At 66.4% G+C, this 17719-nt stretch carries 16 protein-coding genes; 8 read left to right on the forward strand and 8 right to left on the reverse strand.

What is annotated here, in order from left to right; all coding sequences use genetic code 11:
* The first annotated feature begins 134 nt into the window (after positions 1-134).
* Positions 135-602 carry an Lrp/AsnC family transcriptional regulator gene (locus ABIB58_RS02535; protein ID WP_288758733.1) on the forward strand — a complete coding sequence of 156 codons (468 nt, stop codon included), beginning with the start codon at positions 135-137 and terminating at the stop codon, positions 600-602.
* Positions 603-610: 8 nt separating this feature from the next.
* Here the strand turns inward: ABIB58_RS02535 and ABIB58_RS02540 are convergent, their stop codons facing one another.
* The gene (locus ABIB58_RS02540) at positions 611-1057 is read right to left on the reverse strand and encodes a MerR family transcriptional regulator (protein ID WP_288758732.1); all 447 of its coding nucleotides are present in this window, start codon (positions 1055-1057) and stop codon (positions 611-613) included.
* A 140-nt stretch (positions 1058-1197) separates the two neighbouring features.
* Here ABIB58_RS02540 and ABIB58_RS02545 point away from each other — a divergent pair, with 140 nt between their 5' ends.
* Together ABIB58_RS02545 and ABIB58_RS02550 are read left to right on the forward strand one after the other, a co-directional pair.
* The gene (locus ABIB58_RS02545; protein WP_288758731.1) at positions 1198-2607 is read left to right on the forward strand and encodes an alginate export family protein; all 1410 of its coding nucleotides are present in this window, start codon (positions 1198-1200) and stop codon (positions 2605-2607) included.
* A gap of 46 nt (positions 2608-2653) precedes the next feature.
* The gene (locus ABIB58_RS02550; protein ID WP_354038908.1) at positions 2654-3859 is read left to right on the forward strand and encodes a bifunctional alpha/beta hydrolase/OsmC family protein; all 1206 of its coding nucleotides are present in this window, start codon (positions 2654-2656) and stop codon (positions 3857-3859) included.
* Positions 3860-3874: 15 nt separating this feature from the next.
* Here ABIB58_RS02550 and ABIB58_RS02555 read toward each other — a convergent pair whose 3' ends face one another.
* The 3 genes from ABIB58_RS02555 to ABIB58_RS02565 form a co-directional block, all read right to left on the reverse strand.
* Entirely contained in the window at positions 3875-4345 is a 471-nt protein-coding gene (locus ABIB58_RS02555) for a DUF411 domain-containing protein (RefSeq protein ID WP_288758587.1), read from the reverse strand.
* A 140-nt stretch (positions 4346-4485) separates the two neighbouring features.
* Positions 4486-5466, reverse strand: coding sequence for an arsenic resistance protein (locus ABIB58_RS02560; protein ID WP_288758586.1), 981 nt, complete (start codon positions 5464-5466; stop codon positions 4486-4488).
* Positions 5467-5945: 479 nt separating this feature from the next.
* Positions 5946-6188, reverse strand: a complete 243-nt coding sequence (locus ABIB58_RS02565) for a helix-turn-helix domain-containing protein (RefSeq protein ID WP_288758584.1) — start codon at positions 6186-6188, stop codon at positions 5946-5948.
* A 484-nt stretch (positions 6189-6672) separates the two neighbouring features.
* Between ABIB58_RS02565 and ABIB58_RS02570 the strand changes: the two genes are divergently transcribed.
* The 4 genes from ABIB58_RS02570 (at position 6673) to ABIB58_RS02585 (ending at position 13580) form a co-directional block, all read left to right on the forward strand.
* Positions 6673-7161, forward strand: coding sequence for an RNA polymerase sigma factor (locus tag ABIB58_RS02570; protein ID WP_288758583.1), 489 nt, complete (start codon positions 6673-6675; stop codon positions 7159-7161).
* Positions 7162-7169: 8 nt separating this feature from the next.
* Complete coding sequence (locus ABIB58_RS02575) at positions 7170-8147, forward strand: FecR family protein (RefSeq protein ID WP_288758582.1); 978 nt, start codon at positions 7170-7172, stop codon at positions 8145-8147.
* 90 nt (positions 8148-8237) lie between these two features.
* Positions 8238-11186 carry a TonB-dependent receptor domain-containing protein gene (locus ABIB58_RS02580; RefSeq protein WP_354038912.1) on the forward strand — a complete coding sequence of 983 codons (2949 nt, stop codon included), beginning with the start codon at positions 8238-8240 and terminating at the stop codon, positions 11184-11186.
* Between the two features lie 6 nt (positions 11187-11192).
* Entirely contained in the window at positions 11193-13580 is a 2388-nt protein-coding gene (locus ABIB58_RS02585; protein ID WP_288758580.1) for a S9 family peptidase, read from the forward strand.
* Here ABIB58_RS02585 and ABIB58_RS02590 read toward each other — a convergent pair.
* The 4 genes from ABIB58_RS02590 to ABIB58_RS02605 form a co-directional block, all read right to left on the reverse strand.
* Complete coding sequence (locus ABIB58_RS02590; protein ID WP_354038914.1) at positions 13513-15228, reverse strand: asparagine synthase-related protein; 1716 nt, start codon at positions 15226-15228, stop codon at positions 13513-13515. The genes ABIB58_RS02585 and ABIB58_RS02590 overlap by 68 nt on opposite strands.
* A 3-nt stretch (positions 15229-15231) precedes the next feature.
* Positions 15232-15891: a lasso peptide biosynthesis B2 protein gene (locus ABIB58_RS02595; RefSeq protein WP_288758022.1), complete on the reverse strand. Its 660-nt coding sequence runs from the start codon at positions 15889-15891 to the stop codon at positions 15232-15234.
* A 308-nt stretch (positions 15892-16199) separates the two neighbouring features.
* On the reverse strand, positions 16200-16328 hold the full coding sequence (locus ABIB58_RS02600; RefSeq protein WP_288758024.1) for a hypothetical protein: 129 nt from the start codon (positions 16326-16328) through the stop codon (positions 16200-16202).
* A 70-nt stretch (positions 16329-16398) separates the two neighbouring features.
* Positions 16399-17112: a GntR family transcriptional regulator gene (locus ABIB58_RS02605; RefSeq protein ID WP_354038917.1), complete on the reverse strand. Its 714-nt coding sequence runs from the start codon at positions 17110-17112 to the stop codon at positions 16399-16401.
* 87 nt (positions 17113-17199) lie between these two features.
* Between ABIB58_RS02605 and ABIB58_RS02610 the strand changes: the two genes are divergently transcribed.
* Positions 17200-17679, forward strand: a complete 480-nt coding sequence (locus ABIB58_RS02610) for a helix-turn-helix domain-containing protein (protein WP_288758028.1) — start codon at positions 17200-17202, stop codon at positions 17677-17679.
* The last annotated feature ends 40 nt before the right edge of the window (positions 17680-17719 follow it).

Below are 17719 nucleotides of genomic sequence, written 5' to 3' on the forward strand. Positions count from 1 at the left end.
GAGAAAGCAACGGCGACCCGCGACGAGGAGTGAGGCCGCCAGCGATCAACATAGGCCGCGATCACGCGTTTCGCCTTTCAAAACGCATCGGTTTATAGCAAAATGTGAAATACCATTTCGCAGTAGGCGCCTTTATGAAAGATCGTGATCTTGACGACATTGACCGCCGCCTCCTGCGCGCCCTCCAGGCGGACGCGAGCCTGAGCCATGCCGCCCTGGCGGAGGCGGCGGGGTCCTCGCCGGCGTCCTGCTGGCGGCGTGTCCGGGCGCTTGAGGAGACCGGCGTTCTCAAGGGTCCGGTGCGGCTGGTGGACGCCGAAAAGGTCGGTCGCGGGGTCAATGTGATGTGTCAGGTGCGGATGCGCTCCCACGCACCGGACGACCGCAACGCCTTCGAGGCCTATCTGACCACCCGCCCCGACGTCATGGAGGCCCACTCCATGTCGGGCGAATGGGATTATCTGCTGCGGGTCGTGGCCGCCGACGTCGCCGGCTACGAACGCTTCCTGATGCGCGACCTGCTCAACCACCCCAATGTGGCGACGGCGGCGTCCCATTTCGCGCTCAGCCAGGTCAAATACACCACCGCCCTGCCGCTCTGAGGTGAAGCTCAGGCCGGCGGGTGCTCCCGCACTTCGCACAGGTCGTGATCGGACAGCACCTCGATCACCCGGCAGGACCCGACTTCCCCGCCCTCGCAGGCCCGGCTCATTCGCGCCAGCTCCTTTTCCAGCGCCTTCAGGCTGCGGAGACGCGCGCGGACCTCCGCCAGCCGCGCCAGGGCGATGGCGTTGGCGTCCGCGCAGGGCCGGTCGGGGTCCGTGGAGATGTCCAGCAGGGAACGTATGGCGGGCAGGTCGAAGCCGAGCTGGCGGGCGTGCCGGATGAAGGCCAGTCGCCGCACGGCCGCCGGATCATAGAGCCTGCGCCCGCCGTCGGTGCGCGGCGGGGCCGCCATCAGGCCGATCTGCTCGTAGAAGCGGATGGTCGGGACCTTCACGCCCGTGGCGGCGGACAGTTTTCCGATCGGCAGGTCGGCGGCGCGCGTCGAGGACATGCCACGTCATTTAGGCCCTTGACCTTCCAACGACCAGAACCTGTAGGCCGGCCCCGCGTCAGGACGAGCGGAAGACGTCGTTCGCCCTGACACGAGAACCCATTCCCCGGTCATCCGGGCGTTCACGGTCGGAGATCATCATGGCGCTTCTTCCCGCGGCGACGGCGGCCCTGCTGCTCAACACCGTCGCCGGCGCGGCCGAGACACCGGCCGACGCCCCCGCACCGAACAGGCCGGCCGCCTGTTCTCCAGCCTTCAAGCCGGTCAACCACGACGAGGATTGGACGGCCCTGCGCGACCCCCGATGTCGAACGTCGCCCTGGGCGCGCCTCAAGGCGGTCCCCGCGGGCGAGGGCTGGCTCAGCCTGGGCGGAGAGGCGCGGTGGCGCGCCGAGTATCGCGGTCATGAACGGTTCGGGCGCGGCCCTCAGGACGATGACGGCGACCTGCAGCAGAGGCTGAGGGTGTGGGCCGATTACCGACCGACGCCGGGCCTGCGCCTGTTCGTCGATCTTCAGGACGCTCGCTCGGTCGGCCTCGACAGCAGCCGGTCCGTGACCGAGGAGAGCCATGTCGATTTCCACCAGGCCTTTGTCGAGGCCCGGACGGATCTGGGCGAAGGGACGCTCGTCACACGCCTGGGCCGCCAGGAGTTCGCGCTCGGCGCCTCGCGCCTTTTCGAGCCCCGCGAGGGCGCCAATGCGCGCACGGCCTTCGACATGGTGCTCCTGACCTACGCACGCCCGACGGGATGGTCCGGCGGACTGTTCGCGGGTTATGGCCTGCGCGAGGCGCGAGGCGCGTTCGACGACGCCTCGGACCGCGACTATCGCCTGTTCGGCGCCACGGCGTCGCGACGGCTGGGCGCCGGCCCGGAGGCGCCCCGGCTGGAGCTGCTCTATGTCAACACAGACCGCACCGGCGCAGTCTTCGACACGGGGATTGCAGGGCGGGACGACCGCCACACCGGATCCGCACGCCTGGACGGCCGGGCCGGAGCTTTGGACTACGATGCCGAAGCGGTCATCCAGCGTGGCGACTTCCGCGGCCTCGACATCCGCGCCTGGTATGTGTCGGCCGCCGTCGGGCACACTTTCGAACACGCCTGGTCGCCGCGGCTCAGCCTGCGGCTGGACGCGGCCTCAGGCGACAAGGACCGCGCCGACAACCAGATCAACACCTACAATCTGCTGCATGCGCCGCCGATCTCGATGCGAACGGAGCTGGGCGTGACCAATCTCGTCTCCGTCCAGCCCCAGGTCACGATCAAGCCCGACTCCAGAACGACCGTCGGTCTGCTGACTGCCGGCCTCTGGCGCCAGAGCCGCGAGGACGGCGTCTATCTGCTCAGCGGCCTGCCCGTTCGCTCGGGGATCGAAGGCCGATCGCGCTACGTCGGCTGGCGCTACGCCGCCTTCGCCACCTACGCCCTGACCCCCTTCGTCACCCTGACGGCGATCGGAAACCACACCGTCGCGGGGGATTTTCTCGAAGAGAGCGGGGCGCGCGACCAGACCTATGTCGGGCTGGGCGCGACCTTGAGATATTGAGCGGACACACGCCCACGAACACGGGAAGCCGGCGAGGAGACGATCAATGAAGAGACAAGGCGATTTCGAGTTCACCCTGGAGGACGGGCGGACGGTTTCAGGCCTCATCGAACAGCCCCAGGCGACGCCCCGGGGCTGGGCCCTGGTGGCCCACTGCTTCACCTGCGGACAGGACGGGCTGGCGGCCGCGCGCCTGTCGCGGGCCCTGGCGCGCAGCGGCGTCGGCGTTCTGCGCTTCGATTTCGCCGGGGCGGGCGACCGCGCTGACGAGGCGGGCGCGGCGAGCTTCGCCGCCGACGTCCAGGACCTGATCGCCGCCTCGGCCGCCATGGAGGCTGCGGGCATGACGCCCAATCTGCTGGTCGGCCACAGCCTGGGCGGACTTGCGGTGCTGGCGGCCGCCGAACAGCTGCCGCAGGTGCGCGCCATCGCCACCGTCGGCGCGCCGGCCGACGCGGCGCATGTGCTGACCCACCTGGCGCGGGACGACCTGGAGCGCATCGAGGCCGAGGGCGAGACCGTGGCGGACCTCGGCGGCAGGCCCTATCGGATCACCAGGGCGTTCGTGGAAGATGTCCGCACCCAGTCCACTAGAGACGCCATCGCGCGCCTGCGTCGCCCCCTGCTGGTCATGCACGCCCCCCGGGACGAGGTCGTCAGCATCGACAACGCCTCCGCCATCTTCGTGGCCGCCAAACATCCCAAGAGCTTCGTCTCCCTGGACGACGCCGATCACCTGCTCAGCCGCCAGGCGGACGCCGATTACGCCGCCGGGGTGATCGCCTGCTGGGCCTCGCGCTATCTCCCGGCGCTGGAGCCCGACCTGACGGGCGACGAGGGCCACGCGGACGGCGTCCTGGTCGAGGAGACCGGGGGCGGGGCCTATCAGGCGCGCGTGCGCATCGGGCCGCACGTCTTCCTGGCGGATGAGCCGGAGAGCCTGGGCGGACTGGGCAGCGGCCCCTCGCCCTTCGAGCTGGTTTCGGCTGGCCTGGGCGCCTGCAGCGTCATGACCATGCGCATGTACGCCGCCCGCAAGGGCTGGCCGCTTGAGCGGGCCGCCGTCCGCGTCGTCCATTCGAAGCGAAAGGATCAGACGCCCGCCGATGTGTTCCGGCGCGTCATCTCGATCAAGGGACCGCTGGACGAAACCCAGCGCACCCGCCTGCTGGAGATGGCGGATCGTTGCCCGGTGGACCTCACCCTGGTCCGCGGCTCCGAGGTCGAGACCGAACTCCTGCCGCCGGACTGAGGCGCGAGCGTCCTTTCAGGCGCCGTTGTGGCGTCCGAACACTCGGGTCGCGCCGTTGGCCAGCACCAGCATCGACACATAGGACTCGGGCCGCGGGCTCTCCATGCCGGGCGATCCGGCCGGCATGCCCGGCACGACCAGAGCGCGCGCCGCAGGCGCTTCGCGGACCAGGCGATCGATGTCCGACGCCGGAACATGCCCCTCGACGGCGTAGCGGCCGACCACGCCCGTGTGGCACGACGCCAGGCGTTCCGGCACGCCGTGGCGAGCCCGTATCGGCGCGAGATCCTCGACCTCGACCACGCGCGCGGTCCATCCGGCTTGACGCAGATGATCGACCCACAGGCCGCAGCAACCGCACCAGGGGGTTTTGTAAACGGTGATCCGGCGCGCAGCCTGCGCCAGCGTGGATCCTCCACCCGCCGTCAGGACAAGGCCAGCGCCGCCTGCGAGCATGGCTCGGCGGCCGATCTGATTTGAGGGCATGCGGTTTCCAGACTGTTTGGCGGGAGAGAAGACCCTATGGAGGCAAGACATCCTACATGGCGCCCCCATGGGCGAAGCGGCCCTTCTCCACGCGAGGCGTTATCGATGACCTTGCCGCGCTGCGAAAAAGATCCGAGCAACTACGCGGACGGGCTCGACTTCCGGGCTCCGAACGCTGGTATGATCCGGATGTAGACCAACTTGCTCAAGAGTTCGATCAGAGTCTGAGTGACAATGATTGCAGGAACCAAGGGAATGGCTCCCGGCACCACCAGGGCCAGCGGCAGGACCACAAGCGAATTACGGGTTCCCGCGCTAAAGGCGATGGCGCGCCCGGCCTCGGGCGTCAATTGCATCAAGCGTGACGTGGCCCACCCCAATATCGGCGCCAACACCGCGAACGCCAAGTAGATCGGCACGACACCGAGGGCCCGGTGCAGTGTCTGTCCCAGTTGCGGCACGACGGCGGCGACGACAATAAACAGCACCAGGGCCGTAGCGGGTACAGGCGCCAGGCCGAGCCACGACGAGACTCGGTCGCCCAGTGCTCGCCGCGCCGCCCAGGCCTGCACCAAAGCCGCCAGCGCGAAGGGTACAATGATCAACCAAACGAAGGCATGGATGAAGGGTCCAGGCTGCACATAGGCCGCCGCCTCCCCGCCAAGGAACAGGCGCAGATAGATTGGCAGCAGGGCCATCTGCACGATCAGCAACACCGGCGTCGCTGCCAACAGGAGCCGCGCATCGGCCCGACCCAAGTGAGCGAACGTCACGACGTAGTCGATGCAGGGGCACAGAAGCACCATCAGCACGCCCAGACGGATCAGAGGGTCTGGTGGAAGAAACTGGACCAAGCCAAGGACCAAGAGGGGTATGGCGACGAAGTTGACCGCCACAAGCGCGCCCAGGAAACGCAGTTCGCGAAGCGCCTGACAAAGGGCGGCGACCGGCACCTGAAGGAAGGTGACGAACAGCATCAGCGCCAATGCCGGATTGATAGAACCTTCTAGAACTTCAGCGCCGGGGATCTGGACGCCGACAATCGCCGCAGCGAGCACGGCGGCGAAATAGATCCAGACCTGCCGGGCCTCTAGCGCGTCTCGTAGAGCGGAGGGGCTCACGCGATCACATCCTATCCTTCGGGCGAATCGCGAAGAAGCCGACAAACATGGCGGTCAGGCTTTTCCTTACAGCCGCAAGAGCCGTCAACGCTGCGTCCCTTAAAGTCACTTCCAGCGAGTAGCCTTTGGCAAGCGAGCTTCGCGGGTTGAGGTTCGCGGGATTTCTAACGGACTTCATCGCCTTCTCAACCGCCGCGCGCCGGTCGATAGCGCTTGATGGTCACTCAACCTTTAGGATCACGATCGCCCATGCTCGGGCCGCGCGCGAAATCCACTAAAAGTCTTCATAAAGGCCGCCGATCTCGATCTGGCTCGACAGGCGCAAACTGGGTGGCCAAGATGTCGTCGGCGGGTTCCGGTACGGATAGGCGCTGGTCTTGAGCTGGGGGACGCGGTGCGTCGGCGGCGATCAGGGCTGAAACTCCCGGCTTCCACACAGAAGTTCCAGGCCCGCCCCCTCACCTTACTCACTGAGGCCTTCAGTCGAAGCCGGGGTCAATGATTCCGGCGCGAACAGCGATCGCTACGGCTTCGATTCGCGTCCGAACGCCCAATTTCGCGCAGGCCTTCTCGATGTAACTATCGACTGTCCGAGGCGACAACCCGGCGATCCGTCCGATATCATACGAGCTTTTTCCGCGGCTGACCCAGCCCAGACACTCTTCCTCGCGTTCACTCAGCCGCTTCTGGAGAGGGGGCTGAATCTGAGGGATGTCATCCATCTCGCGCTCCTTCCAGTGAACGCGGTTCACGCTGAGCGGGAATCAGTCGTGGAGCAACGACAGAATTTTGCGGGTCGCCCGCCGCTTATTTGCGGGTCCGAGCCGCCCGTCTCTTGGTTGTCGTGGCGCGGTCTGGGGCCTACACACCCAGCGTCGGGCGCCGTGAGATAGGCGTGCAGCCAGAGCCAGGGACCGCCATGGCGGAGGCAGCGCTGCGCGCTGAAGTAGCGGGCCTCGCATCGCTGAGGATTCCAACGCCCGACCCCTCCGCCTTGCGCCCGGATTCCGTTTGATTCATGCTGACCTCGCCGATGCTTGCGTCGGTGGGGCCTGGAATCCCCTGTGCGATATCAAATCATCGACGACGTGCGGCCACCCGCACTTCGGCATCCGCTCCGTCGTGGCCTGCGCGTGCGCGTGGGTCCGGGGCTGCGCGACCACGCCGGGATTCCTGTGCCTCTCGTCGAGAGACCGGAGATCCGTGGTGACCGATACGAAGTCGATGGAGGAGGAGGCGCAGGACGGCATCAACCGACTCTACCGCCGCTATTCCGCCTGGCTTGATCGTCGTCTCCGCGTTCATGTAGGCCCTGATGACGCTGCTGACGTGGTTCAGGAGACCTACATACGCGCCGCACCGTACGCCGCAGCGGACATACGCCATCCAAAGGCTTTCCTCCTCCGCATCGCGCTCAATCTGGTGCGTGACGACAGCCGGCGAAGCGCGCGTCGTCGTCGAAATCAGGATCAGCATCAGCCGTCGGAAGCGGAAGCCGCGCCACAGTTCGATCAGGTACTTCTGACCCAGATCGTGCGGTCCATGCCGCCGCTTTATCGCGACGTCTTCGTCTTGAGCCGCTTTAGCGGTATGACTTATCCCGAAATCGCCCAGTCGCTCGGCGTCAGCGTGAAGACGGTGGAGTGGCGCATGTCCAGGGCGCTCGAATACTGCGCGTCTCGACTGGATCTGTAGGCGACCGGATGACGATCCAAGCTGACATCAGGCGCAAGGAAGCCACCGACTGGTTCGCCCGTTTGAACCAGCGCAAGGTCACGACCGCCGACATCCAGGGCTTCAGCGACTGGCGCCGGGACCCGGAGAATGCCCGCGCCTTCAGCCGCGTGGAGGCCATGTGGGACGCCGCCGGAACCCTCGCGAAGGACCCGGCCATGGCGGCCCTCGCGGACGACGCGATCGAGCGTGCCGACCGTCGCAGACGAGGACGAGCCAAGGGTCTTTCTGACCGCCTTCTTCCCCTCGGAGCCGCCGGCGCGGTCGCCTTGGCCCTCGGCGCCGCAGGCCTGTTCTGGTGGTCCGCGCAGCCCGTCGTCTACGGCACGGGCATCGGAGAACAGCGCACCGTGCGGCTGGATGACGGGTCGCGCATCATCCTCGACACGGATTCGCGCGTGTCCGTGCGCCTAAGCGGCTCCAGCCGGGTGGTCAGTCTGACGAGCGGCCGCGCCCTGTTTGATGTCCAGGCCGATGCGTCGCGCCCCTTCGTGGTCCAGGCGGGCGACACTCAGGTCATCGCGGTCGGAACCCGCTTCGGCGTGCGTCGGGCCGGTGAAGGCGCGCGCGTCGTGCTCGTGGAGGGCCGGGTTGATGTGCGCAAGCCCACCTCGAGCGCTCAGGGCTGGAGCCTGTCGCCTGGCCAGCTGCTCACCACCTCTGCGTCGGCCCCGAGGGTGGTGACGGCCAATGTTCCGGCCGAAACAAGCTGGACGCTTGGTCGTCTGACGTTCGAGCGCACTCCAATCGCTACCGCCGTGGCGGAGATGAACCGCTACTCCACCACGCCCATCGAGCTGCAAGATGCCCGCGTCTCCGCCGTTCTCGTCAGCGGCGTGTTCGACGCCGGCGACGTCGACGGGTTCGTGGCGGCGCTCGGCGACCTCTACAATCTGGAGGTCACGACGGCCGCCGACGGTCGTTTGGTGCTAACCGCTCCGACCTGAAAATTATTTCGTCCCGCATTTAGGGGACAGGCCGCGACCCATCGTCTCCTCCCCGCCCCGCGATACCGCGGGTAGAATTGGGGGAAGATCATGGGTCACAGGTTCACGTCCACCGCGCTTGCCGCTCTGCTGATGGGCGCCGCGACGCCGGTCATCGCGCAGTCGACCGAGCCAGTCCGCGCCTTCAGCATCGGGGCCGGGCCGCTCGAGCGCAGCCTGCCGATCTTTGCCCAGCAGAGCGGCCATCAGATTCTTTATCCCAGCGCTCTCGTCGCGGGTCGCCAGGCCCCGTCCGTCACCGGCGAGCTCACACCGGAGGCGGCGCTGGGTGAGCTGCTCCGCGGCACTGGCCTTACCTATCGGCAGAGTCGCCCACGGGTTTTCGTCCTCGTCGATCCGATGGCGCGGGCCGACCTGACGGAAGCGACGCAGCTTGAAGAGATCGTCGTGACCGGGACCTATCTGCGGGGTGCAGACAGCCCCTCGCCTGTAACGGTGCTGACGCAGGCGGACGTCGAACGGCAGGGGCGTGGCACCGTCGCCGAGACCCTTGCGGCCCTGCCTCAGAACTTCACGGGCGCCGCCTACGAAGGATCAGCGAACACGGGCGCTGACCGGTCGGGCCGCAACACCAGCTCTGCAACCGGGGTCAACCTTCGCGGGCTGGGAGCGGATGCGACCCTCGTTCTGGTCAACGGGAGACGCGTCGCCGGCACAGGCAATGCTGGCGACTTCGCAGACATTTCCAACATTCCGACGAGTGCGATCGCCAGAGCCGACGTCCTGCTTGATGGAGCATCCGCCCTCTACGGCGCCGACGCCGTGGGCGGCGTGGTCAATATCATCCTGAGAGACCGCTTCGAGGGGGCTGAAACGAAGCTGCGGGTCGGCGGCACGAGCGATGGCGGCGCCGAGGAGCTCCTGCTGTCACATGCGGGTGGACTGAACTGGTCGAGCGGATCGATCGTCGCAGCTTACGAATATCATGATCGGGGGGAGCTGGCCGGCGCAGCCCGGGAGGCCACGCGAGACGCAGACCTGCGGCGCCTGGGGGGAACGGATCGACGGCCGCTCTTCGCCGCCCCGGGGAACATCGTACGCTTTGATTCAGCGACAGGGAGCTACGTGCCGCTGTTCGCCATCCCGGATGGGCAGAACGGTATCGGCCTTCGACCTTCCGATTTCATCGCCGGGCAAGTTAATCGCACCAGCCAGATCGAAGGGCAGTGGTTTCTGCCGCACCAGAAACGACAAAGCCTCTTCTTTGCCGCTCAGCAGAACCTGCCCGGCAGCTTCCGCCTGGATGGCGACGTCCGATACACCGAACGCAACTATACGCTGAGAACATCGGCGGACATCGGCACCCTGACGGTGAACACCGCCAATCCGTATTTCGTATCACCGAACGGCTCGACCTCTCACGACATTGCATACTCCTGGATCAGGGATCTGGGTCCCGGCCGGATGGACGGCGAAACCACCAGCCTTGGCGGGGCCGTGGGGATCACGGGCGAACTGCTGGGCTGGAACGTATCCGCCTATGCCAGCGGCGGGCGCGAAACCAGCGGGCGTCTGCAGTCCAATCGCGTCCAGACGACCTTCCTGCAGGAAGCCCTCGGGACCCGCGCGGACATCCCCACGACGGATTTCAGCACGGCACGGGACGGGTTCTTCAATCCCTTCGGCGGACCTGCTTCCAACACCGCCACCATCCTGTCGCACATCGGGTCCGGCTATACGGCTGTTGAATATGCGACGACGGTAGGCTCATTCAACTTCAAGACCGACGGAACGGTCGTTGAGTTGCCCGGCGGGCCGCTGAGGGCGGCCGTCGGGTTTGATTTCCGCCGGGAACAGTATGAGTCGACAGGCGAGAATTTCCTGTCAGGCACCGCCCCTCGGGTGGTTGCACCCATCGCCTTCGAGCGGGACGTGTCCTCCGCTTTTGTCGAACTGCGAGCACCACTCATTGGGCAGGCAAACGCCAGACGCTGGATTGAGCGTCTTGAACTCTCGCTCGCCGGTCGCGTCGAGGATCACGAAGGGGTCGGCCGCACCAGCAATCCGAAAATCGGCGTGCTTTACAGTCCCACGTCAGACCTTCTGCTCCGAACCTCCTGGGGGACATCGTTCCGGGCGCCGTCGCTCCGCGAACTTCAGAGCGCCTATCAAATCGGGCCGTCCTTCCTGAACCGGGCCGGGACCAACGTCCTCACCCTGATCCAGTATGGCGGCAACCCCGACCTGGTTCCGGAAACAGCGGAGTCGGTGACCGCCGGGTTTGTGTGGACCCCCGCCCCCTACGAGGGTCTGCGCGTTGAAGGAAACTGGTTTCGGACCCGGTTTGACAACCGCATTGGCAATCCGGTCATCCAGAACCTGACCAACGCCCTGAACGATCCGGCGCTCGCGCCATTCGTTCGATACGTGTCGCCGACCACGTCCGCGGAAGACCGCGCGCTCGTCCGGTCCCTGCTGGACCACCCCGGCAACTTCAATCCGGCGGTCTTTCCGGCGACATCTTATGGCGTGATCGTCGATAACCGGTTCGTCAATGCTTCCGGCGTCGAGGTCGAAGGCCTCGATCTCGCGGCGCGCTACCGTTTCGAACTCGGCGCCGGACAGGCGATGATCGACGGAGCCGTGACCCATCTCCTGACCAATGATCGGACGATCACTGCGGCATCACCCACGGAAGACCTGCTTGGCGACCCGAATTTTCCGGCCCGCTGGCGGGGTCGCGCGGGTGGCCAGTGGATGAGCGGAGCGCTGACCGTCGGCCTGATCGCCAACTATGTGAGCGGCGGTCGCGACCCGCTGTCCAATCGCCAGATCGACGACTGGGCGACCTTTGACGGGCAGGTTCGCTATGACTTCGAAAGCGGCTGGCGCGAAGGCCTGTCGGTCACCCTGAACGTCCTGAACCTCTCCAACGCGGCCCCTCCCTTCTACGATGCTCCCGGCGGGATCGGGTTCGATGGGGCGAATGCAAACGTCTTCGGACGGCAGATTTCTCTTCAGCTCGTCAAGCGCTGGTGAGACGCTGTGAGACGAGACATCGCGGGCGCGCTCGGCGCCCTGGCTCTCGCGTGCCCGATCCCGGCTGCCGCGGACCCTCTCACCCTCGACACCCTGCTCGGACTTGAGACGTTCGGGCGCGTCGCCCTGAGCCCCTCCGGAGCCGTAGCGGTGTTCGAGGAGCGAAGGGCGCGGGGCGATCTGCCCCGCTACGACACCCAGCCGGAGGGCGCGCTCAGATATGCACGCCTGTACCGGTTCGATCCGGCTGATCCCGAACGGGTCCGACCGGTCGTGCCGATGGATGACGACGCCGGCTATACGATGGGGCCTTTCTCGCCCGACGGCAAAAAGCTGGTCGTTTTCCGACTTCAGGATCTCAGCTTCCGGATCGGGGTGGTCGATATTGAGACCGACGCTGTGTCCTGGATGGACATCACGCCCGAGACCGGCGCGTGGGGCCGATCGGTTCAGTGGATCTCGGCGTCGGAATTTCTCGTGCTCGGCATGCCGCGGGGAGATCTCCCTCCCCGTCTCGCAGACCTCATGACGACCCAGCTTCACCTGCCCGATCTGTGGGCCCGCGCCTCTCGGGGCGAGCCGGCCTTCATATCCGTCGGCAGGGATCCGGGAGAAGCGGACCGGCCCGTTCGCGCGCTCTGGCGGGTGGATGCTGCGTCCGGACAGGCGCGACTGCTGTCGGAGGGGCCGTTTCTCGATTTTGAAGCGTCTCCGGATGGCCGTCACGTTGCGCTGATCGCGGACGGTCCCCTGCACCCGCTGCCCGATCCGGAAACAGCGACCCAGGTCAGGCGGGCGCGCTGGCTGCGCCTTGTCGACGTGCGCTCCAGCGCCGTCATTGATCCAGCCGAGGCCCGCGATATTTCTACCGGACTTCTGGTGTGGGCTCCGGGATCTGACGCCGTCCTCGTCACAGTGATTGGGACGCAGCCCGCGAAAGTTCTCTCGATCTCCGTATCGGGCGCGGCCCGCGACGTGACGCCAGCAGGGGTCAGGCCCGATGCGGACATCGATTCCCACGGCAACCCGACCACGCACGCTGGCTGGCTAGGCGAAACCCCTGTCGTCCGCGGGCGCCTTGGCGATCTGTCGGGCTGGCATATTCAGAAGGGTGCGGAGACATTCACGGTCGCCGGACTGACCGGATCAGCGCGTCTCGCGGCTCAGGGAGATCGGGGGGCCCTCTTCGTCGACGCAGGCCGGGTCGCGCGGCTGCATCCAGACGCGACGCTTGAGGATCTGGGCGCGGCGACGGGACTTGGCCGCCCCGACGGTCCGTTGGGCCAACGGGCACAGACCGACCCGATGGGAGCGTCGACCCTGGGCGTACGTGTTTCGGGCGGCCGGACCTGCCGCGTATTTGCCGATCTGGGCCGACCGGAAACGTGCATGGACGCCGTGGCGAGCGGGAGCGCCAGTTTCGCTGCGGGGATAAGCGTCGGTCCCGGTCTGGAAGGCCGCGGGGCGAATCTGCTGCACCTCCACTCAGAACATGGCTCAACGGTCGTCTGGCGTCTCAATCCCGAGCTCGACGCCGTCGATGTGCCCGACCCGCATCTCGTCACGGGGCCGGAGCAGGTCAGGGGGTGGCTCTACCTGCCGACCACCCCGCACGACCGTCCGCCGCCTGTCGTCGTCATTCCCTATCCCGGGGCAACCTACCCCTCCCCGCCGCGTGCGATGCGCCCGGAGTCCGTTCAGATGACCCTGAACGGCGGCTTGCTGGTGGCCGCCGGGTACGCGGTCCTCTACCCCGATCTGCCGACAAACGCTGAGCCCTCCAATGGACTGGCGGACCGCATTCTCGCTGTCGTGGACGCGGCGGCGTCAGATGGGTTGGTGGACCGCGACCGGATCGGCCTGTGGGGCCACAGCTTTGGGGCCTGGGCCGTCATGCTCAGTGTGTCGCAGTCGTCGCGTTTCGGCGCTGTCGTGGCCATCAACGGAAACTATAATCTCGCTTCAGCGATCGCTTCCCTGTCACCGCATGCCCGAATGTCGGGAGAGAATGATCTCGGCGTGACAGGCTGGTCGCGATGGCTTGAAACGGGGCAGGCCGGGATGTCGAGGGCATACTGGAGCGACCCGGAGCGCTACCGACGCGCCAGCGCCTTCGAACGCGCCGCTGATATTTCAGCGCCTGTCCTGCTGTTCCATGGCGAGATGGATTCGCCTTCAGGGCAGGCGGAACAGATGTACGCGGCGCTCCGGCGATTGCGACGGCCCGCGGCGCTGACCTATCTGTTCGGCGAGGATCACAGCATCCACACGCCCGGCAATGCGCGGGTCTATTACGCTCAGATTCTGGACTGGTTCGATCGACACCTCAGGTCCGGCGCTCCGCAATCCGCATCTGCCAGCGCCGGAGCCATGCCTCCGTCAGGGCGAGACTGATCAGCCTGGAAAAGCCCCCTCGCCACAGCAGGGCTTCTCGGGTGAGTTCACTGGAAAAGCCGGGAGCCAGCAGGCCCGCCTGGGCCAGTTCTCCTTCGAGGAGGAAGCTGCGGAGAAACGGCAGGTTGGACGCGACAGCCTCCCCATAGAACTTGCCCAGTTCACCCTTGGAGCGACGTGAGAAGATCGCGGGCGGCAGGACGTCTTCATAGGCCGCGCGAGCCGCGGCGCGATCCCGGCCGCCCTTCGTCAGTTCGACCGACGACAGAGCCAGCCCGGCTTCCATGACTGGCTGGCTCAGCAAAGGATGCACGCTCGGTCCTGGCCGATTTCGCACCGCCAGGCCGTGAAAGGTCTGGCAGTTCACCAGGGCGGCGATCTGCAGGGCCTTGCCCGGGGGCACGCCCTTGAGGTCCTGAAACCATGGGTGCTCCCATTTGCTGCGGCCTCGCCGATGCCCTCTCCAGGCTTTCATCCAGGCGGCCGGCCATAACGACTGCCCTGTCCAGCGCGCGGTCTGATGAAGGACCGGGAAACGCGCCATCAGCCTGCGTTCAAAGACCTCGTCCAGTGCAACCAGATAGCTGGGCATCTGGAAAAAGACCGCATCTCCACCCTGCCCCGTCATCGAGCCACAGGCGCCTGAGGCCTCGACCCTGGCGGCGACATCGTCATTGTAGTCGGTGTCGAGATCATTGATCGCGGGCCGAAAGCCGTGGGCTGACCGATCGAGCCGAGCTTTCGACAGGGTGACGCCCCGCCGCCCCACCTCTGTCAGGACGTGGCCGTGTCGTTCCACGATCGGGCGCGCGAATACGCGCTCATCGCCCTCGGGGTCGTCAACATAATGGTTCAGCCAGACGGAAACCTGCGACCGCGCCCGATCACCGAGGGCGCCGGCGACGATGGCGGAGTCCAGTCCTCCGCTGACCTCCATGAGCCAGCGCCCTCCGCCGGCGAAGGCGCACACTGTCCGGTCGACAACGGCGCGGATGTCCGGTCGGGCCCCGTGTCTCGCGGCGCGATAGATTTCTCCGGGGGCCCAGACCTGGGAAGAGCGCCCGGCAGGCCCGCGCACACAGGCCAGTGCGCCCGCCGCGATCGGAAAAAGCCCTGTCAGGGCGAGCTCGTGCCGAAAGGAGCCGCCCCTGTGAAGGAGCTGGCCAAGCGAGTCCCAGTTTACTGCGAGTTCGTCGGGCAGAAGCGCGTCCAGGGCTGAAGGTGCGCTAGGCGCGATGACGGTGACGCCAGCCTTGCCCCAGGCCACCGCCTCGAGCGCCCCGGACGGATCTCGAAGGACCGCCGCCTCTCCAGAGACTCTTCGCACGAGGACGTAGCGCCCCCAGTGGCTCCGTACGATCCGCTCTGCCCGCGTTGGATCCAGGGGCCTGCAGGCGACCGCGCCCCGATCATCTTTCGACAGGGCGCGCCCTTCATTGTCGAATATCTGTCCGAGGACCACGCCGTGGCCATCAAGACCTTCGGTGATCTCGAGCCGGGACGTGGCGGGCGCGAACACCTCGAGGTAGGGCCGCGCCACGACCTTCCTCCATCCGGCTCCGGCGAGGCGGCGACCGACTTGCTCTGAGAGCCGCTCCAGGGCCCCGGGCTCATCCTCCACCAGGACGACGTAGCTATCCGCGCTCATGGTTCAGATCACCATGATGGGGCGATACATTGTGAGGGTCTCGGGGTTCTGACTGACGCAGTGGTCCCCGATCTGCAGCCAGCAATGCGCCATGAACGGCCAGGTTCGGACGCCGAAAACCCAGTCGGCATCCAGGCCGGCCGCATTGAGGAAACGAAGAAGAAGCTCGGCTTGGAACAGGCATGCGCCCACCCGCGGCGCAAAGGGAAGCAGGCGCCGAAACATCTCGACACGTCCGGACACAGCGATGAGGTCGTCACGACAACCCTCCCGACCGGCGAAGCCCTCTACCAGCGCCTGGAGGGCCGGTCTGCGCATCGAGGCGCCGGCCCAGATCGACGCAAAACTGGCCATGTCCCGCAGTGACGGATGCTGGGCGGCTGTCTGCGGTAGGGCATATTTCGGCAACGGCGGCGCCCCAGGGCGGTCGCTCGCCGGACCATCCGACTGAAGAAGATCGTTCGCGGCGAGATCGAGCAGCAGATCCATGGGGGCTCGAAGCGCAGCCCCGTTCACCTGCACGGTCGGACATTCGGGCACGAGAATGTAATCGTCGGTCTCGAGGTCCAGCAGGATGAGATCGTCTCCCGATTTGACGGCGTGGACGGTTCTCGCCAGCAGAGCGTTCTCGGATAAGGCCGAAACCTGGACGTCGGCGACCATGCAGATGTGCCTTATGTGACCCACCCGGCGAGCAGAGACGGGCGGCGTTTTCTCCAAGGAGGCGGACCGCCTTGCGAGCGGCCCGCTCCAGTGTCAGCCGACCGACATCTCCCAACGCTCGGGAGAATTCAGTTCGATCAGGTGTCCGGTCATCGAGGACCGGGTCAGGCAGCGGGCTTTTCCAAGCCGCAGCACGCGGGTGTTGGCGTTCATCGCCATCTCCTTGTCTTGGAGCGCCCCTTCTCTGAACGCATCGGGCGGGGCGAAGCCGAGCGTCCGGGCCGCCCCTCAGGGACGGCCCGTCTCGATCAGGCGCTCGCCGGGATGTCGTATCGTTCCGGCGAGTTCAGCTCGACGAAGTCTCCGTCGGTCGCCGAGCGGGTCAGCTTGCGCGCCGCGCCAAGGCGCACGAGGCGCGAGATGGTCTTGGGGGTCATGGTCGTCTCCTGTTTTGAACAGCCGACAAAACGTCGACGACCACCCATCAACCCCCGGACGACAATCGATTCAAACTATATTTCGCGTATACTCGGACTGACCGGGATCGATCCTGCGAGCGCGTGAGGCGAGACTTCCTGCACCCACACGCCAGCGCTCATGATAGGCCTTCAGCCCATCCTTCTCCTGCGGGTCGATCTCCACTTCAGTCAGACCGTTCAGTCGGCGCAGTGGCGACAGGCGGCGGCGGACGCGGACGAGGCTCTCGACAAGAGGCTGGTTCTCGCAGCGGCTGAGGATGTCGTCGATCCAGGCCTCGACGGCGGCGTCCGAGCCATCCGATGGAGGCGTCTCTCCCATGGCGGCGGCCGCGAGCCGGAGATGGGCGACCTCCAGATCCAGCAGGCCCAGGATGTCCTCAAGGGGAACGCCACGGGTGAAATAGCCGAGCCCACGGCGGTCTTCGATCAATCCTTCGCCGCACAGTCGAGAGAGCGCCTCGCGAACAGGGCTTGTGCTGAGCCCGAGGCCGGCCGCGATGTCCGCGATGGACAGATGCTGTCCGGGAGCGAGGCCTTCATCAAGGGCTGCGCGCAAACTCGCCAAGGCGGTTCCGAACGGGTCGCGCTGCCTCATGACCTCGCCCCTGTTGCGGCAATACGAACGTCCGCGATGACAAGTTCTCGGGTCGACCAGGCCATGGTCCGGTTCCAATACTGATCTCCGCAAGAAACCTGCGCCTGAACCGCAGATTTTATGCTCTTGATCTTTCAAGGCTTTCATTTGGCGCCCCTGTGAGGCAGTTTTCAACCTGCAGGGGTGCGGTTCGGATAGCGCGCGTGGCGCCCGCAGGAGGGAGGACTTGGCGACATGGACGCCCGGCAGACGCAGACGGCGAACGCGGTCCTCTCCTCGAGCCTGCGGCTGATCCGGACCCACAGGCGGATGCGCTCGGCCGATGTCGCTCAGGGGATGAACATGGCCCTGCGCTCGTATGAGCATTTCGAGTCCGGTGCAGGCCGCATCAATATCGAGCGCATTCATCGCTTCGCCGAGGTCACGGACAGCGATCCGCACGGCATCCTAGCCGCGCTCGCTATCGGATCCCCCGCATTCGCCTTGCGGTGCGCCGACAACAAACTTGCGACGATCCTGGCCGTGGCGCTCCAGGAGTTCGATGAGGAGGCGGGCGACGCCATCAGCGAGCTGGGCGCGCGAACAATCATCAACGCCTTCACAAAGACGCTCCGGGACCTTGCCGACCTGTCCGTGCGGCGTGACGCGGAGGCGGACGCCTGGCTGGACCAACGTCGAGGGCGGCTGCTCGCACCGGCCCGGGATGACGGTTAGCGCCCGACCGCGCAACGTGACGCCTGCGGTCGTAGATCCA

This window comes from Brevundimonas sp. UYEF29 (genome assembly GCF_040546195.1).
Taxonomy (GTDB): domain Bacteria; phylum Pseudomonadota; class Alphaproteobacteria; order Caulobacterales; family Caulobacteraceae; genus Brevundimonas; species Brevundimonas huaxiensis.

Coding starts and splice junctions, on each gene's coding strand:
- ABIB58_RS02535 (WP_288758733.1), top strand. CDS start 135: ATGAAAGATCGTGATCTTGACGACATTGACCGCCGCCTCCTGCGCGCC.
- ABIB58_RS02540 (WP_288758732.1), bottom strand. CDS start 1,057: ATGTCCTCGACGCGCGCCGCCGACCTGCCGATCGGAAAACTGTCCGCC.
- ABIB58_RS02545 (WP_288758731.1), top strand. CDS start 1,198: ATGGCGCTTCTTCCCGCGGCGACGGCGGCCCTGCTGCTCAACACCGTC.
- ABIB58_RS02550 (WP_354038908.1), top strand. CDS start 2,654: ATGAAGAGACAAGGCGATTTCGAGTTCACCCTGGAGGACGGGCGGACG.
- ABIB58_RS02555 (WP_288758587.1), bottom strand. CDS start 4,345: ATGCCCTCAAATCAGATCGGCCGCCGAGCCATGCTCGCAGGCGGCGCT.
- ABIB58_RS02565 (WP_288758584.1), bottom strand. CDS start 6,188: ATGGATGACATCCCTCAGATTCAGCCCCCTCTCCAGAAGCGGCTGAGT.
- ABIB58_RS02575 (WP_288758582.1), top strand. CDS start 7,170: ATGACGATCCAAGCTGACATCAGGCGCAAGGAAGCCACCGACTGGTTC.
- ABIB58_RS02580 (WP_354038912.1), top strand. CDS start 8,238: ATGGGTCACAGGTTCACGTCCACCGCGCTTGCCGCTCTGCTGATGGGC.
- ABIB58_RS02590 (WP_354038914.1), bottom strand. CDS start 15,228: ATGAGCGCGGATAGCTACGTCGTCCTGGTGGAGGATGAGCCCGGGGCC.
- ABIB58_RS02595 (WP_288758022.1), bottom strand. CDS start 15,891: ATGGTCGCCGACGTCCAGGTTTCGGCCTTATCCGAGAACGCTCTGCTG.
- ABIB58_RS02600 (WP_288758024.1), bottom strand. CDS start 16,328: ATGACCCCCAAGACCATCTCGCGCCTCGTGCGCCTTGGCGCGGCGCGC.
- ABIB58_RS02605 (WP_354038917.1), bottom strand. CDS start 17,112: ATGAAAGCCTTGAAAGATCAAGAGCATAAAATCTGCGGTTCAGGCGCA.
- ABIB58_RS02610 (WP_288758028.1), top strand. CDS start 17,200: ATGGACGCCCGGCAGACGCAGACGGCGAACGCGGTCCTCTCCTCGAGC.